Origin of the sequence: Micromonospora foliorum (assembly GCF_022229015.1) — a bacterium.
GTDB classification, from domain to species: domain Bacteria; phylum Actinomycetota; class Actinomycetes; order Mycobacteriales; family Micromonosporaceae; genus Micromonospora; species Micromonospora foliorum.
Window position 1 is genome coordinate 1 of the sequence record NZ_JAKKFF010000334.1, and the last position, 15257, is coordinate 15257.

15 protein-coding genes are annotated in these 15257 nt (G+C 72.4%); 5 read left to right on the plus strand and 10 right to left on the minus strand.

All coding sequences use genetic code 11. The features are described 5' to 3' along the window. The 3 genes from PSH25_RS23195 to PSH25_RS23205 form a co-directional block, all read right to left on the minus strand. Positions 1 to 1433 (minus strand): ATP-dependent helicase (locus tag PSH25_RS23195; protein ID WP_238661078.1); only part of this gene is annotated, 1433 nt, incomplete at its 3' end. Between the two features lie 208 nt (positions 1434 to 1641). Continuing rightward, complete coding sequence (locus tag PSH25_RS23200; RefSeq protein WP_238661079.1) at positions 1642 to 2187, minus strand: LOG family protein; 546 nt, start codon at positions 2185 to 2187, stop codon at positions 1642 to 1644. Beyond that, on the minus strand, positions 2187 to 3041 hold the full coding sequence (locus PSH25_RS23205) for an LOG family protein (protein WP_238661080.1): 855 nt from the start codon (positions 3039 to 3041) through the stop codon (positions 2187 to 2189). The genes PSH25_RS23200 and PSH25_RS23205 overlap by 1 nt, the downstream gene beginning before the upstream one ends. A gap of 154 nt (positions 3042 to 3195) precedes the next feature. Here PSH25_RS23205 and PSH25_RS23210 point away from each other — a divergent pair, with 154 nt between their 5' ends. Then, entirely contained in the window at positions 3196 to 3363 is a 168-nt protein-coding gene (locus PSH25_RS23210; protein ID WP_238661081.1) for a hypothetical protein, read from the plus strand. 31 nt (positions 3364 to 3394) lie between these two features. On the opposite strand, the gene dapE is transcribed toward PSH25_RS23210, so the two are convergent. After that, complete coding sequence (gene dapE, locus PSH25_RS23215; protein ID WP_238661082.1) at positions 3395 to 4468, minus strand: succinyl-diaminopimelate desuccinylase; 1074 nt, start codon at positions 4466 to 4468, stop codon at positions 3395 to 3397. Positions 4469 to 4546: 78 nt separating this feature from the next. Here dapE and dapD point away from each other — a divergent pair, with 78 nt between their 5' ends. Then, entirely contained in the window at positions 4547 to 5506 is a 960-nt protein-coding gene (gene dapD, locus PSH25_RS23220) for a 2,3,4,5-tetrahydropyridine-2,6-dicarboxylate N-succinyltransferase (RefSeq protein WP_238661083.1), read from the plus strand. Between the two features lie 51 nt (positions 5507 to 5557). On the opposite strand, the gene PSH25_RS23225 is transcribed toward dapD, so the two are convergent. After that, positions 5558 to 8917: a S8 family serine peptidase gene (locus PSH25_RS23225; RefSeq protein ID WP_238661084.1), complete on the minus strand. Its 3360-nt coding sequence runs from the start codon at positions 8915 to 8917 to the stop codon at positions 5558 to 5560. Between the two features lie 135 nt (positions 8918 to 9052). On the opposite strand from PSH25_RS23225, the gene PSH25_RS23230 reads away from it, so the two are divergent. Beyond that, positions 9053 to 9610 (plus strand): sugar O-acetyltransferase, encoded by a 558-nt coding sequence (locus tag PSH25_RS23230; RefSeq protein ID WP_238661085.1) that lies wholly within the window; start codon positions 9053 to 9055, stop codon positions 9608 to 9610. Positions 9611 to 9655: 45 nt separating this feature from the next. After that, positions 9656 to 10294, plus strand: coding sequence for a dihydrofolate reductase family protein (locus PSH25_RS23235; RefSeq protein WP_238661086.1), 639 nt, complete (start codon positions 9656 to 9658; stop codon positions 10292 to 10294). A 70-nt stretch (positions 10295 to 10364) separates the two neighbouring features. Here PSH25_RS23235 and PSH25_RS23240 read toward each other — a convergent pair whose 3' ends face one another. The 5 genes from PSH25_RS23240 to fdxA are packed head-to-tail and all read right to left on the minus strand — an operon-like array spanning position 10365 to position 14148. Continuing rightward, positions 10365 to 11012, minus strand: coding sequence for a nucleoside/nucleotide kinase family protein (locus PSH25_RS23240; protein WP_238661087.1), 648 nt, complete (start codon positions 11010 to 11012; stop codon positions 10365 to 10367). Then, positions 11012 to 11662 (minus strand): SIMPL domain-containing protein, encoded by a 651-nt coding sequence (locus tag PSH25_RS23245; protein ID WP_238661088.1) that lies wholly within the window; start codon positions 11660 to 11662, stop codon positions 11012 to 11014. The genes PSH25_RS23240 and PSH25_RS23245 overlap by 1 nt, the downstream gene beginning before the upstream one ends. A 10-nt stretch (positions 11663 to 11672) precedes the next feature. Next, entirely contained in the window at positions 11673 to 12701 is a 1029-nt protein-coding gene (locus PSH25_RS23250) for a prephenate dehydrogenase (RefSeq protein ID WP_238661089.1), read from the minus strand. 17 nt (positions 12702 to 12718) lie between these two features. Beyond that, positions 12719 to 13825, minus strand: coding sequence for a succinyldiaminopimelate transaminase (gene dapC, locus PSH25_RS23255; RefSeq protein WP_274527842.1), 1107 nt, complete (start codon positions 13823 to 13825; stop codon positions 12719 to 12721). Then, on the minus strand, positions 13822 to 14148 hold the full coding sequence (fdxA, locus tag PSH25_RS23260; protein WP_030490464.1) for a ferredoxin: 327 nt from the start codon (positions 14146 to 14148) through the stop codon (positions 13822 to 13824). Before fdxA ends, dapC begins: the two co-directional genes overlap by 4 nt. 79 nt (positions 14149 to 14227) lie before the next feature. On the opposite strand from fdxA, the gene PSH25_RS23265 reads away from it, so the two are divergent. Further along, positions 14228 to 15199, plus strand: a complete 972-nt coding sequence (locus PSH25_RS23265) for a GNAT family N-acetyltransferase (protein ID WP_238661090.1) — start codon at positions 14228 to 14230, stop codon at positions 15197 to 15199. Positions 15200 to 15257: the final 58 nt, after the last annotated feature.

A 15257-nucleotide genomic window follows, 5' to 3' on the forward strand; every position in this document is an offset into this window, starting at 1 on the left:
GCGACCGCCGGTTGCAGGTGCAGGGGCAGGTCCTCGCCGTGCACCACGGTGGGTACGCCGGCAGCGTGCAGCGCCCGTCGCAGGGTGGGCAGCTGCAACGCGGTGGACCGCACCAGCACCGCCATCCGTGACCAGGGCACACCGTCGATCAGGTGGGCCGAGCGCAGCGCGTGGGCCAGCCAGGCGGCCTCGCTGGTCGCCGAGCGGAACGTGTGCACCTCGACCACGCCGGGCGGCGCGTCCGGCAGCGGGTGCAGCCGACGGTGCGCGGCCGGACCCCGCAGCCGGCGACCCAGCCGGGCGATCGCCGCGAGCAGGCCCGGCCCGGCCCGGTACGACGTGGTCAGCAGCACCTGTGCGGCCGGCGCGCCGGAAGCCGTCCGGAAGCGGTGCGGGAACGTCGCCACCCCGGCCGGGTCGGCGCCCCGGAAGGCGTACGTGGACGAATCCGGGTCGGCGAACGCGACAAGCGACTTGCCGCCGCCGGCGATGACCGAGAGCAACTCCTGTTGGGCGGGGTCGGTGTCGGCCAGCTCGTCGAGGTAGACGTGGGCGAGTCGACGGCGCTCGGCGGCCAGCAGCTCCTCGTCGTCGCGCAGCAGCCCGGTGGCCGCCCGGACCAGCTCCGCCGGGTCGTACGCGATGGAGCCCCGGTTGCTGACGTCGCGCAGCGCGAGCACGGCGACGTACTCCCGGAGGAAGCGGGCGGCGGCCGGCCAGTCGGCGCGGCCGAGCTTCTCACCCAGCCGGGCCAGGTCGATCGGGCCCACGCCGCGCTCGGCGGCGCGCATGAGCAGGTCGCGCAGCTGGCCGGCGAACGCCCGGGTCCGCAGGGCGGGGCGCAGGTCGGTCGGCCAGCCGACCGGGTCGTCCTCGGGCTCCTCGCCCACCACGTCCAGCAGCTCACGGATGATCAGATCCTGCTCGGGGCCGGTGAGCAGCCGGGGCGACGGTTCGCCCCGCTCGGCGGCGGCGCGGCGGAGCAACCCGAAGGCGTACGCCGGGAAGGTGCGCACCAGCGGCTCGCGCAGCACGCGGTGGCCGTCCTGCGCGATCCGGGCCTCGATGCGCTGCCGCAGTGCGGTGGCGCCTCGGCGGCCGAAGGTCAGCACGAGGATCCGTTCGGGGTCGACCCCCTCGGCCACCCGGGCGGCGACCGCCTCGACCAGCGTGCTGGTCTTGCCGGTGCCCGGGCCGCCGAGGACGAGCATCGGCCCGTCGGTGTGCCCGACCACCTCGGCCTGCACCGGATCGGCCCGCCAGCCACCGTCACCGACGGCCAGCTCAGGCCTGGCCACGCCATCGGGCCCACCCGACGCGCCGACACCGCTCCCGGATGTGCCGCCGCCGGCGGGCAGGGAAGCGCTGTCAGGCGTCGCCCCGTCCCCCCGCGCCGGCCCTCCGGGCCGCCGCACCAACCGGTACGCCTGCATCAGCTCATCCCATCAGACCCATACGACACCCACCCACCCAAACCCGCCCCCCAAACCCCAACCCCCTAACCCAACCCCCACCAACCCCCGTTGATCATGAAGTTAACGGCGCGACACGCCGACAGCGACGTCGCTAACTTCATGATCGACGCAGGCGAGGCGGGGCGAGGGCGGAGGGGCCGGGGGGCGGGGGGAGCCGGGGGTGGGGTCAGGTTAGGTGGGATTCCAGGATGTTCAGGGCCTCGGGGACGGTGGTGGTCACCGTCAGGAGGTCGCGGCCGGCGGGCTTGAGGAAGGTCTGGTCGGCCAGGCCGTCCAGCCAGTCCAGCAGGGGGCGGTAGAAGCCGTCGGTGTCGATCAGCACCATCGGCTTCGTGTGCAGGGCGAGGGTGGCGGTGGTCCAGACCTCGAACAACTCGTCCAGGGTGCCCAGCCCGCCGGGCAGGGTGAGGAAAGCGTCCGACTTGTCGATCATCAGGGTCTTGCGGCTGGCCATCGAGTCGGTCACCAGCAGCTCGTCCGAGGCCAGGTCGGCGACCTCCAGATCGACAAGCGACTGCGGGATCACGCCGACGGTGCGTCCACCGGCGGATCGGGCGCCGTCCGCCAACGCGCCCATCATGCCGACGCAGCCACCACCGCTGACCAGCGTGTGCCCGCGCCGGGCCAGCTCCGCGCCGGTCTCGGCGGCCAGGTCCAACCAGCGCTGATCGAGGGTACGGGAGGAGGCGCAGAAGACGCAGATCGCCGCCATCAGTCCTGGTCCCGAGCCTGTTCGGCGGCGACCTGCTGGTCTGCCCCGGTACGGGCGACGGCCTCCTCGCGGACCGCCTCCTGCTCGGCGGAGAGCGCGGCCTCCGACTCGACGATGTAGCGGACCGCCTCGTTGACGTCGTCGGTGAGACAGATCAGGTCCAGGTCGACCGGCCCGATCTTGCCGGTGGCGGCCATCGTGTCGCGCAGCCAGTCGAGCAGGCCCTGCCAGTAGGCGACCCCCATGAGCACCACCGGGAACCGGGTGACCTTGCCGGTCTGCACCAGGGTGAGCGCCTCGAACAACTCGTCCATGGTGCCGAACCCGCCGGGCAGCACGACGAACGCCTGGGCGTACTTGACGAACATCGTCTTGCGGGCGAAGAAGTAGCGGAAGTCGATGGCAAGGTCGACCCAGTCGTTGATGCCCTGCTCGAACGGAAGCTCGATGCCGAGCCCCACGGAGAGACCACCGGCCTCGCTGGCGCCGCGGTTGGCGGCCTCCATCACTCCGGGCCCACCTCCGGTGATCACCGCGTAGCCGGCTCGGGCCAGTGCGCCACCCAACCGCTCGGCCAACTGGCACTCGGCGCTGTCCGGCGCGCTGCGCGCGGAGCCGAAGACGCTGACCGCCGACGGCACGTCGGCGAGGGTGTCGAAACCCTCGACGAACTCGGCGAGGATACGCAGCGCGCGCCAGGCGTCCTTGGTCTTCCAGTCGCCCCGCCCCCGTGAATCCAGCAACCGCTGGTCGGCGGTACTGCTCGGGATCGCCCCTCTGCGCAGGGTGACCGCACCGCGATGCCGCTCCTGTCCCGGACCGCGACCGGCCTCCCGCCCGTTGTTCTGGCTCATGGAGCAACCGTAGTGGAGCAGCACGGGCCGGGTGCGCGGGGCGGGGACGCCGAGAAATTGTTCGGGATCATGGGCAACTATTCGGCTCTCCCGTACGTCTTACTATTCACATACCGGGTATGCCCCGGCGCGCGCCTTCGGGGGAGGAGACAGCGTGATCAGCAACAGCGAGATGATCCGGATCCGTCGCCAGATGCAGCGACGGATCCAAGACGTGGTGGCCGAGCGCCGCCGCACCCGCCAGCAGGACCCAACCCCCACCTCCCCCACCCCATCCGGAACCGATCAAGAGGTTTGCGTCGCCGACAACGGGCCCGGCTGACGCAAACCTCTTGATCACCGGCGGTCAGTGGTCAGGCCGGGGCTAGCCAGCGGTGCAGGGTTGCCGCGCCGTCGCGGATCTTGCTGATCTCGACGTGCTCGTCGGGGTGGTGGGCGAGGTTCGGGTCGCCCGGGCCGAAGTTCAGCGCGGGGATGCCCATCGCCGCGAACCGGGCCACATCCGTCCAGCCCAGCTTGCCGATCGGCGCGGCGCCGACCGCCGCCAGGAACTCCTTCGCCGGGGCCGCCTCCAGCCCGGGCGCGGCGCCGGCAGCCGTGTCGGTGACGGTCACCTCGAAGCCGGCGAACACCTCACGCAGGTGCGCCTCCGCCTCGGCCGGGGTGCGATCCGGGGCGAACCGGTAGTTGACCTCGACCTCACAGAGATCGGGGACCACGTTGCCGGCCACCCCGCCGTTGATCCGCACCGCGTTCATGCCCTCGCGGTAGTCGCAGCCGTCGATGGTGACCCGGCGCGCCTCGTACGTCTGGAGGCGGCGCAGCACCTCACCGGCGGCGTGGATGGCGTTCACGCCGTGCCAGGATCGCGCCGAGTGGGCGCGTACGCCGGTCGTGGTGACCACCGAACGCATGGTGCCCTGGCAGCCCGCCTCGACGATGCCGTACGTCGGCTCCAGCAGCACCGCGAAGTCCGCCTGCAACCACTCCGGGAAGGCCTGGGCGACGAGGTTGAGCCCGTTGTACCGGGACTCGATCTCCTCGGCCTCGTAGAAGAAGTACGTCACGTCGTAGCGCGGTTCGGGCAGGGTCACCGCCAGGTGCAGCGCGTACGCGGTGCCGGACTTCATGTCGGACGTGCCGCAGCCGTACATCAGGTCGCCGCGCATGGTCGACGGAAAGTTGTTGTTCAACGGCACCGTGTCGAGGTGCCCGGCCAGCACGACACGCTGGGACCGACCGAGGTCGGTACGGGCCATCACCGTGTTGCCGTGCCGGTGGGTGGTCAGGTGCGGTACGCCCCGCAGCACCTCTTCGACACAGTCGGCGATCGCCTTCTCATTGAGGGACACGGACTCTATGTCGACCAGAGCGCGGGTCAGCTGCACCGGATCGGCGAGGACCTCGGGGGTAAGCGGGTTCTCCATGGTTCGCACGGTACCTTCAGGTCTGTCAGCGCGAGGAGCGAGCCGAGGTCAGCCCGGCCGTGACCGAGAGGTGTAACAGTGACGTCCGCAGATTCCGCCTGGGGCATCGGCCTGGCTACGATCACCGCCGACGAGCAGGTGCTCGATACCTGGTACCCGACCGGCAAGCTGGGCCTGGGCGAGCTGCCGCTGGTCGCCGGCGAGGACGAGGCGGACGTGCTCGACCTGCCGCCGGCCGCGCTCGGTGACCGGCCCCTGCCCGGTCTGCGTACCGTGCAGGTGGTCACCGTGATCGGCTCGCTGGACGACCCGATCAAGGACGAGTCCGACGCGTACCTGCGGTTGCACCTGCTCTCCCACCGCCTGGTGCGACCCAACCAGCTCAACCTGGACGGCATCTTCGGCAAGCTGGCGAACGTGGCCTGGACGTCCGCCGGGCCGTGCCCACCGGAGCGGGTGGACGAGCTGCGGGTGATCGAGCGGGCCGCCGGCCGGCACCTGGCGGTGTACGGGGTCGACAAGTTCCCCCGGATGACCGACTACGTGGTGCCCTCCGGGGTGCGGATCGCCGACGCCGACCGGGTCCGCCTCGGCGCTCACCTGGCCGCCGGCACCACAGTGATGCACGAGGGCTTCGTGAACTTCAACGCCGGCACCGTCGGCACCTCGATGGTCGAGGGACGGATCGTGCAGGGCGTGCTGGTCGGCGACGGCTCCGACATCGGCGGCGGGGCCTCCATCATGGGCACCCTCTCCGGCGGCGGCACCGACAAGATCAGCATTGGCGAGCGGAGCCTGGTCGGCGCGAACGCCGGCGTCGGCATCTCGCTCGGCGACGACTGTGTGGTCGAGGCCGGCTGCTACATCACCGCAGCGTCGAAGATCACGCTTCCCGACGGCCGGGTGGTCAAGGCCCGCGAGCTGTCCGGCGTCGACGGCCTGCTGTTCTGGCGCAACTCGGTCACCGGCGGGCTGGAGGCCCGGCCGCGCACCGGCCGGGGCATCGAGCTGAACGCCGCCCTGCACGCCAACGACTGACGGACCCGCCGGGTCCGCGGCGCTCGGCCGCGGACCCGGACGGGGTACGCCTCAGCGCAACCGGTACGCCTGGATGATCCGTTGGGTCACCGTGTTACCGGCGGTGTCCCGGGCGGTGGCCCGCAGCGACACGTGGCCGGTGCCGGCCGGATGCCGCAACAGGGCCGACCAGCCGTCGGCCGAGGTGCGGACAAGCCTCGCCTTGCCCCAGGTCTTCCCGCCGTCGTACGAGACGTCGACGGTGAGCTTCTCCACCCGGGCGGCCGGTGCGCCGGGCTGCCGTTGCACCCGCACCGGGACGACGAAGCCCTGCCCGGCCGGGGCGCTGTTGTCGGCCCGCAGCGGCGGCGTGAAGCGCACCGCCGACAGGGGCAGTCGGGCCGGCGTCTCACCGGCGACGTGCCTCGACCGGAAGGTCCAGCTGGACTCCACCTCGGTGCTCAGGTCGGTGAAGCTTCGCTTCGACGACGTGACGAGCCGGTAGTCCGCCGCACCCGGTGGCACGGTGAACTGTGCGTAGCCGGCGTACTCGCTCTCGCCGACCAGCTTGCCGTCGCGCCAGAGCTTGGTGTGCTCGCTGTCGCTCAGCGAGAAGCCCGGGTGCCCGGCCGCGTCACTGAACAGCGGCACGTCGACCGAGATGGTGTCGCCGACCCGGGTGACGCTCTGTTCCGGCCAGCGCGGATTCGGGAAGGACGGCGCGTACGGGGCCTGGTTCCAGATCTCCTGGACCGTCCGCCCGGCCCGGTACGCGGTGGCGGTGGAGAAGAGCGCCGCCTGCGGGTTCAACCACCCTTCCTCGTCCACCGTTCCGAAGTAGACCTCGGATTGCCACTTCACATTCTTGGTGTTGTAGTACTCGACCCGTTGGCCGGGCACGACGGTGGGCAGGACCAGCGAGGAACTGCCGACGTTGTACTCGAGCGCGGGGAACACGAGCCGCTCGGCCACCATGCCCGGGTAGCCACCGCGGAACTGGTGCACGACGGTGGCCAGGTCCCGTCGGGCGTAGTCGCGGACGAACCCGGTGGGCATCCGGCCCGGGATCGCTTCGGCCAACGCGTACAGGTACGGGCTGTTGGCCGGGTCCGGCTTGGTCCAGTTGCTGCTGACGGTGGCGACGAACTTGTCGGCGGAGACCGGCTTGCCGAGCTGACCGCTGGTCAGGCCGGTGAACGTCTCCGCCCAGAGCCCGACGCCGTACCCGCTGCCGTCGTCGGCGGTGAAGTTGGCGCTGAGGTCGATCAGTTGCGGGACGGCGGTCCGGTCCGGCACAGTCGTCCGTACCGGCTTGGCCCGGCGAGCGTCCACGACGATCCGAGTGTCCTGCTCGACAGTCAGTTCGGGCTGCGCCAGCAGGGACATCCCACGCTGCTCATCCTCCGGCCCGGGCTCGAAGACGAGGCCGGTCAGGCCGTACTGGCCCTTGGGAAGCCGAACGGTGGCCACCCCGTCGGAGCTGACGACGTCCCAGAAACCAAAGGTGTCCAGCCCGACGAGGGTGGTCCAGTGGTCCGCGGTGCGCGCGCCGGCGCGGTTCAGGTGCTCCACTGTCAGCGTGTAGCTCTCCACCTCCCGGTGCACGGCCAGCGGAGTGACAGCGACCGCCACACCGGACCGCGCCACGATCCGCCCGGTCCAGTAACCGTCGGCGTCGCCGAGCCGGGTGTCCGTGGTGACGGTAGTGGCCGCCGTGCCGCCCGCCGGCACGGTGAGTTGGCTGGCGCCCAGAACGAACAGGCCGGCCGGTAGCGCCCGACCGCCGGGGCCGGCGCCCTCGATGCTCAGGTCCACGGTGACCGTGGCCGGACCGTCGTTGCGCCAGGTCACCGTGCGGGTGATCGGGGCGTCGTCAGTGTGCGGCCAGAGCGTACGTCCGAACGAGACGCTCACCGGGTCGGTGGTGATCTGCTGGGTGATGGCGTGGGCGACGTCGACCCGCCCGGCACCCTGCTGGTAGGCGGTCTGGTCCGGGTGCGGTTTGGCGGCGGCCATCAGGGTGGCCTTGAGCCGGTCGGCCCGCCATCCCGGGTGCTGCTGGGCCAGCAGCGCGGCCGACCCGGCCACGTGCGGGGTGGCCATCGAGGTGCCGGAGAGCGTGACGTAGCGGTCCCCCACCGGATCGCCGATCACACCGTTGGCGGACCGCGCGGCGACGATGTCGACGCCGGGCGCGGTGATGTCCGGCTTCAGCGCGTCGTCGCCGACCCGCGGGCCCCGGCTGGAGAACTCGGCCAGTTCGTCGTCGCGGTCCACCGCGCCCACGGCGAGCCCGGCGTCGGCACTGGCCGGGGAGCCGACCGAGCCGTCCGAGCCGTCGTTGCCGGCGGCGAGGACGAACAGCGTGCCGGTCTGGGCGGTCAGGGTCTGCACGGCCTCCTCGACCGGGTCGACCTCCGGGGTGTCCCAGCCGCTGAGGCTCATGTTGACCACGGCGGCCTTCTTCTCCACCGCGGCCCACTGCATGCCGGCGAGGATCGCCGAGTCGGTGCAGCCCGTGTCCTCACAGACCTTGCCGTCGAGCAGCGTCGCGTCCGGTGCCACGCCCCGGTACTTGCCGCCGGAGGCCGCGCCGGTGCCCGCGATGGTCGAGGCCACGTGGGTGCCGTGGCCGATCGTGTCCCGAGCGTCGGCGACCTCGGTGAAGTTGCGCGCCTCGGCCACCTTGCCGGCGAGGTCCGGGTGGGTCGCGTCGACGCCGGTGTCGAGCACCGCGACGGACACTCCCGCGCCGGTGAACCCGGCCGCCCAGGCGGTGGGCGCGCCGATCTGCGGCACGCTGTGGTCCAGGGTCACCCGTCGACGGCCGTCCAGCCAGATCCGCTCGACGCCCCCCGCCGCGTCGAGCCGAGCCGCAGCGGGACCGGTGGTGACCGTCTTCCAGACCGCGCCGAGGGAAGACTTGTCGCTGTTCAGGGCGGCACCGCGAATCATCGGCAGGTCGCGGGTCAGCCGCGTGCCGGGCAGAGCGGCCTGGGCACGCCGGGCGGTACCCGTCGAGCCGTACGCCACCAGCAGTGGCAGGGTGTTGCGGTGGGCGTCGTCGTAACCCGCCTCGACCAGCCCGGTGACGTCGAAGAGTCGCCGGTCCACCTTGCCGGCGCGCAGCAACGGCACCGCGTCCGTCGGCGTCACGGTGAGGCGCCCGCGCTCGCGCTGGACCAGGAACTGCACGCCCTCGCGGCCGGCGCCGGGACGGACCGAGGCGCCGGAGGCGCTGACGGTGACCCGGTCACCGGTGATCAGCGTGACGGTGGTCGAACGGTTGGCGGTGGGTCCACCCGGAGTGGACTGTTGGCCGGCGCCGCCCGGTGGGGCGGGCGCGGCGGTTGCGGCTGAGACCGGAGCCGGCGCGGAGAGCGCCAGCACGACCACGAGGCCGAGAGCGGCCAATCTTCTTCCCTGGTGCAACGGATCCTCCTCGACAAGCGTCTTGATGGATGGGTCACATTGACAACCCAGAATTACATACTCGGTATGCAAAATGAAGGCCGAAAAATGACGGACCCGCCACAAGCCGACGAACCGGGCCGGCATGATCGGGCGGTGACCTCCATGAAGGACAAGATGCTCGCCGGTGAGCCATACATCGCCGACGATCCCGAGATCATCGCCGACCTGGATCGGGCCGCCCGGCTGATGGAGCTCTTCAACACCAGTCCGGCGGCCGACCCGCAGGCCCGGATCGCGGCGCTGCGGGAACTCCTCGGCGAACTGGGCGAGGACACCTGGATCCGCCCACCGTTCTACTGCGACTACGGCTGGCAGATCCGCATCGGCCCGCGCAGCTTCGTCAACTACAACGCGGTCTTCCTCGACGTCGCTCGGATCACCCTCGGCGCGGACGTCCAGGTCGGCCCGAACGTGCAGCTGCTCACCCCGACGCATCCGGTCGAAGCCGGCCCGCGACGGGACAAGTGGGAGGCGGCCAAGCCGATCACCATTGGCGACAACGTGTGGCTCGGCGGTGGCGCGATCGTGCTGGCCGGCGTGACGATCGGCGCGAACACCGTCGTCGGCGCGGGGGCGGTGGTCACCAGGGACCTGCCCGCCAACGTGGTGGCGGTCGGCAACCCGGCCCGGCCGGTCCGTCAACTCGACTAGGGTGCGCCATCAGGACCAAGTTCGAGCGGGAACACGGAGGACAGCATGGGCACCATCCACATCGACCTCTTCGCGACACTCGACCTGGTCGCCCAGGCGCCGGGTGGTCCCGAGGAGGACCCCGAAGGCTTCCCGTACGGAGGGTGGCAGGCGCCCCTGTTCGACGAGACGGGCGGCCGACAGGTCATGGACGGCATGCGGGGCATGGACGCACTGCTCCTGGGCCGCCGGACCTACGACATCTTCGCCGCGTACTGGCCGCACCAGACCGACGGCGTCGACGGCGGGATCGCCACCCTGTTCAACAGCATCCCGAAGTACGTCGCCTCGCGTGGCAACCCGGATCTGGACTGGACGGGCTCAACCCACCTCGGACCCGACCTGGCCAGCGCCGTCCGCGCGGTGCGGGACAAGCACGAGAAGGTCCACGTGATCGGAAGCCTGAACCTGGTGCAGACCCTCCTGCACGAGCGCCTCTTCGACCAGCTCAACCTGTGGATCTTCCCCATCGTGCTGGGCGTCGGCAAGAAGGTGTTCGACGGGGGCGAGGTGCCCACCAACCTGACACTCCTCGAACCACCCACCACCTCCGGCACGGGCGCGGTGCTCCTGCGGTACGGCCTCGCCGCCGGAACGCCCGGCACCGGCGACATGAGCCGCCCGAACCGTGGCGTAGCGGAGTAGCGTCCCGGCGGGCCGCGGTCAGGCCGCCGTGGCGTAGCGGAGTAGCGGAGGGCGTCCCGGCGGGCCGCGGTCAGGCCGCCGGGGGCTCCGACAGGCGGACCACCAGGTCAGCCCGGTCGGCGGTGGGCGTGATCAGGGCCGCGTTGGACTCGTCGCTGCCCAGCGCCCACGCCCGAGCCTGCTCCGGAGACCGACCGAACGCCTCGTGCCGGGCGGTCAGCCGGCGGTGCCGCACCTCGGCGTCCAGGTCGAGAAACCACGCCTCGTGCAGCAGCGGCCGGATCTCCTGCCAGGGGAAATCCTGCAACAGCAGGTAGTTGCCCTCGGTCACCACCAGCCGGACCGACGGCGGCACCTCGATCGCTCCGGCCACCGGCTCCTCCAGCTCCCGGCGGAACTCCGGCGCGTAGACCGACGTCGGCTCCAACCGGTGCAGCCGGCGCAGCAGTGAGACGTACCCGTTGGCGTCGAAGGTGTCCACCGCGCCCTTGCGGTCGGCGCGGCCCAGTCGGACCAGCTGCGACTGCGCCAGGTGGAAGCCGTCCATCGGCACCAGGCGGGCGGCCGACCCGACCTCGGCGACGATCCGCTCGGCCAGGGTGGACTTCCCGGCGCCCGGCGCGCCGGCGATGCCGAGCAGTTGTCGCGGGCCGGCCTCGGCAAGCACCAACGCCCGCGCCACCAACTCGTCGGCGGACAGCACCCGGGCCGGTGGCATCAGCCCAGAACCGGGTCGCTGATGGTGAACCGTGCCTGCACCGCCGCCTGGACCGTCTGCGGCTGCGGGTCCAGCTCAAGCTCCGGCGGGCCGCCACCCGCGCCGCCGCCCCCGGCGAAGGCCGCACGGGCGAACATCGGCCGGTCGGCGGGGCCCGCGTCGGCCAGCTCGATCAACGAGGTCACCCGGGCGCCCAGCGCCTCGGCGTACTCCCGGGCCCGCAACAGCGCGTCGCTGATCGCGGCGTGCCGGGCCGCACGATGGGCGGGGCTGTCCGGACGAAGCTCCCACCACGGGCCGGCCACCTCGACCTGGTCCTGGTCGGCGAGCCGGAGCATCAGCTCACCCAGCGCCGTGAAGTCGGTGACGGTGACTGTGGTGGTGACACTGCCGTGCCAGGCGACCACCCGCTCACCCGAACGCCGGGTCTCCGGCCGCACCCGCAGGTCGCCGGTCTCCCGCCGCGCCACCGCCGGCCCGGAGCCGTCCAGCAGCACCCGGACCGCAGCGGCCCGCTCGGCCAACCGGGTCAGCGTCGCCTCCCGGTCCCGATCGCGGGCCGTCGCGGTGACCGCGAACCGGGCCAGCTCGGGCGGCACCTCCCGGTACGCCTCGCCGCGCACCTGCACCACCGGACTGTCCACCGCCATGCCCCTCAGCCTAGTCAGCCACGGGAAGCCACGCGGCGTAGGAAACGGCGTCCGGGTCGACCTGACACCCGGTCAGGTGCCCACCGGCGCCGCCCAACTCGCGCAGCCAGGTCACCTCGGCGTCCTGGTCGCCGTCGGCCGCGAACCGCCGGGACTCACCGGTGAACCGCCGGTCCAGCAGCGCCGACCGAGCCGCCCTGGCCTCGGAGTAGCGGGCGACGAGCGCCGGCGCGTCGTCGGCCCGCAGGGCGGCGGCCAGCCCGTCCAGGAACGCGCTGACCTCGGCCAACTCGTGCAGTACCCGGTCCCGGTTGCCGAGCAGCATGTTCGCGGTCCGTTCCGCCGGAGTGCCGGCGACCCGCGTACCGTCGGAGAAGCTTCCCGCGGCCAGCGCCAGCACCGCGTCCCGCAGCGGCGCCCGCTGCGTCGCCCCGGCCAGCGCACCCGCCAGCAGGTGCGGCACGTGCGAGGCGAGCGCGGCCACCGAGTCGTGTGCCGGCGCGGCCATCGGCACGACCCGGGCGCCGAACAACTCCACCAGCAGCCCGGTCAACCAGCGGAAGGCAACCATCGCGGCACCGGGAGCCGGGCAGAGCACCCAGGCCGCACCGGCCAGCAGGGTCGGCGAGGCGGCGGTCAGGCCGGCGGACTCCGCGCCGGCCATCGGATGCCCGGGGACGAACCGGTGGGTGAGCCTGAGCCGATCGGCCGTCTCGGTCACCTCAACCTTGGTGCTGCCGACATCGGTGAGCACGCAGTCGGGCCCGGTCAGCTCGGCGACGCGGGCCAGCGTGTGCGGCAGGGTGGGCAGCGGACCGCAGAGGAAGACCACGTCCCGGTCGGCCACGGCCTGCTCGATCGTGGCCGGCGCGACCACACCCCGGAGCTGGGCGCGCTCCCGGGTCGCCGGGTCCGGATCCCATCCGACGACGTCCAGGCCGGCGTCGGCCAGGCGCAGCAGCAGCGAGCCGCCGATCAGCCCGGTGCCGATCACGGCCGCGCGCACCCTGGCGTACCGCCCGGTCGTGCCGTCGGTCATCGCCGGGCCGCCCGGGGTCAGGCCCGGAGTCGGCCGGCGACCGCCGCGACGTGCTCGTCGGACTCGGTCAACGCGACCCGGACATACTGCCCGGCGGTCGGGCCGTAGAAGACGCCGGCGGCGACCAGGATGCCGCGACGGGCCAGCCAGTCGACCGTCTGCCAGCAGTCCTCACCCCTGGTCAGCCAGAGGTAGAGCCCCGCCTCGGAGTGCTCGACGGTGAACCCGGCACCGGTGAACGCCGCGGTGAGCACCTCCCGCCGGGCGCGGTAACGCTCCCGCTGCTCCTCGGCGTGTCGCTCGTCCTCCAGCGCGGCCACCATGGCCGCCTGCACCGGCGCGGGCACGATCATGCCGGCGTGCTTGCGGACCTTGAGCAGCTCGGCGACGAGCGCCGGGTCGCCGGCGACGAAGCCGGCCCGGTAACCGGCGAGGTTGGACCGCTTGGAGAGCGAGTGCACGGCCAGCACCCCGGCATAACTCCCCCCGCTGACCTGCGGAGACAGCACCGAAACCGGCTCGGCCGACCAGCCCAGCGGCAGGTAGCACTCGTCGCTCGCGACCACCGCGCCACGTTCGCGGGCCCAGTCGACCACCTTGCGCAGGTGCGCCGCGGGCAGCACCCGGCCGGTCGGGTTGCCGGGCGAGTTGACCCAGACCAACCGGACCCGCGAGGTCGGCCCGACCGACGTGAGCGAGTCGGTACGGACGACGGTGGCGCCGGCCAGCCGGGCGCCGTCCTCGTAGGTGGGGTACGCGACCGACGGCACCACCACCACGTCACCCGGGCCGATGCCGAGCAGCGTGGGCAGCCAGGCCACCAGCTCCTTCGAGCCGATGGTCGGCAGCACACCGAGACCGTCGACGCCGGCGCCACAGGCACGGGACACCCACGCCGCGATCGCGGCCCGCAACGCCGGCGTGCCGGCGGTCAGCGGGTAACCGGGAGCATCGGACGCGTCAGCCAACGCCCGCCGGATCACCTCGGGCACCGGGTCGACCGGCGTACCCATGGAGAGGTTGATCAGACCCTCCGGATGCGCCGCGGCCAACGTGGCCGCGGCGTCCAGGGTGTCCCAGGTGAACTCGGGCAGCCGCGACGAGACCGGCGCGGGCCGGTTCAGTGGCCCTCGCCGCGCGGCGGCTGCGCGGCGACGAAGGTGGCGTCCTTCTCCACCTTGCCGACCTTCGAGGCGCCACCGGGCGAGCCCAGGTCCTCGAAGAACTCGTAGTTCGCGCCGGTGTAGTCCTTCCACTGCTCCGGGACGTCGTCCTCGTAGAAGATCGCCTCCACGGGGCAGACGGGCTCACAGGCACCACAGTCGACGCACTCGTCGGGGTGGATGTAGAGCATCCGATTGCCCTCGTAAATGCAGTCGACCGGGCACTCCTCGATGCATGCCTTGTCGAGCACATCTACGCACGGCTCGGCGATGATGTAGGTCACCGGTCTTCTCCTCCGCAAGACTCGCCGCGATCTCCCGCGACGGTAAGAGCCTAGTATCTCGCCGGGGAGGGGGTCGATCGTGCTCCGACAGCAGGATGTGGGACACCGAATCGTGGTCCGCCGGATTGTGGGGATTCGCGAAGGCCGCCCACTATTCTCCGATGCCCTCGGCGAGCTGGTCGAGCTGAGCGAGACTCATCTCACGTTGGCCACCGCGCAGGGGCCGCTACGGGTACCGGTGGCGCAGGTCCACCGCGCCAAGCGCGTACCGCCGACCCGTCGGCCGACCGCCGCCGCGGTCGTGGCGCTGGAGCGGGCCGCCGACGAGGCCTGGCCGGCACCGACCCGGGGCCGGCTCGGTGACTGGCTGCTCCGATCGGCCGAGGGCTGGACCGGTCGCGCCAACTCGGCGCTGCCCATCGGCGACCCGGACCGACCACTGGCCGCCGCGGTGGACGCGGTGGAACGCTGGTACGCCGAGCTGGGCCAACCCGCGTTGATCAACACGCCGCTGCCCCTCGCCGCACCGGTCGGCGCCGAACTGGACGCCCGCGGCTGGACCGCCCGCCCGCCGACGCTGGTGCAGACCGCGCCGCTCGCCCTGCTGGCGTCGACGCAGGCCAACGACCAGGCCGACGGGTCGGGCAGTGCGGTCGTCGAGCTGGCCACCGCGCCCAGCGACGAGTGGCTCGCCATCGCCGCCGGCCGCAAGGGCGGCCTGCCGGACTCCGCCCGGCACATCCTCACCGCCGTGGACCAGGTCCGCTTCGCCCACGTGTACGCCGACGACGCCCTGGTGGCGGTCGGCCGCGGCACGGTGACCGGCCAGGGTCGCTGGCTGGGCCTCAGCCTGATCGAGGTGGTACCGGCGGCCCGCCGACAGGGGTTGGCCCGCCGCGTGATCCACGAACTGGTCGCCTGGGGCGCGTCCTGCGGCGCGACGCACGCGTTCCTCCAGGTCGAGCAGCGCAACGCGGCGGCGGTCGCGCTCTACCAGCGGCTCGGCCTCGTCACCCACCACACCTACCTGACCCGAGTCGCCCCAAGCTGACCCCGCCCGCCGTCAGGCGGCCCGGTGCGGCGTGCGGCCCGGCGAGGCCGCCTGGCGA

Excerpts from the sequence above, each read along its gene's own strand:
- PSH25_RS23200 (WP_238661079.1), bottom strand. The coding sequence starts at position 2,187 with ATGGCGGCGATCTGCGTCTTCTGCGCCTCCTCCCGTACCCTCGATCAG.
- PSH25_RS23205 (WP_238661080.1), bottom strand. The coding sequence starts at position 3,041 with ATGAGCCAGAACAACGGGCGGGAGGCCGGTCGCGGTCCGGGACAGGAG.
- dapE (WP_238661082.1), bottom strand. The coding sequence starts at position 4,468 with ATGGAGAACCCGCTTACCCCCGAGGTCCTCGCCGATCCGGTGCAGCTG.
- PSH25_RS23235 (WP_238661086.1), top strand. The coding sequence starts at position 9,656 with ATGGGCACCATCCACATCGACCTCTTCGCGACACTCGACCTGGTCGCC.
- PSH25_RS23240 (WP_238661087.1), bottom strand. The coding sequence starts at position 11,012 with ATGCCACCGGCCCGGGTGCTGTCCGCCGACGAGTTGGTGGCGCGGGCG.
- PSH25_RS23245 (WP_238661088.1), bottom strand. The coding sequence starts at position 11,662 with ATGGCGGTGGACAGTCCGGTGGTGCAGGTGCGCGGCGAGGCGTACCGG.
- PSH25_RS23250 (WP_238661089.1), bottom strand. The coding sequence starts at position 12,701 with ATGACCGACGGCACGACCGGGCGGTACGCCAGGGTGCGCGCGGCCGTG.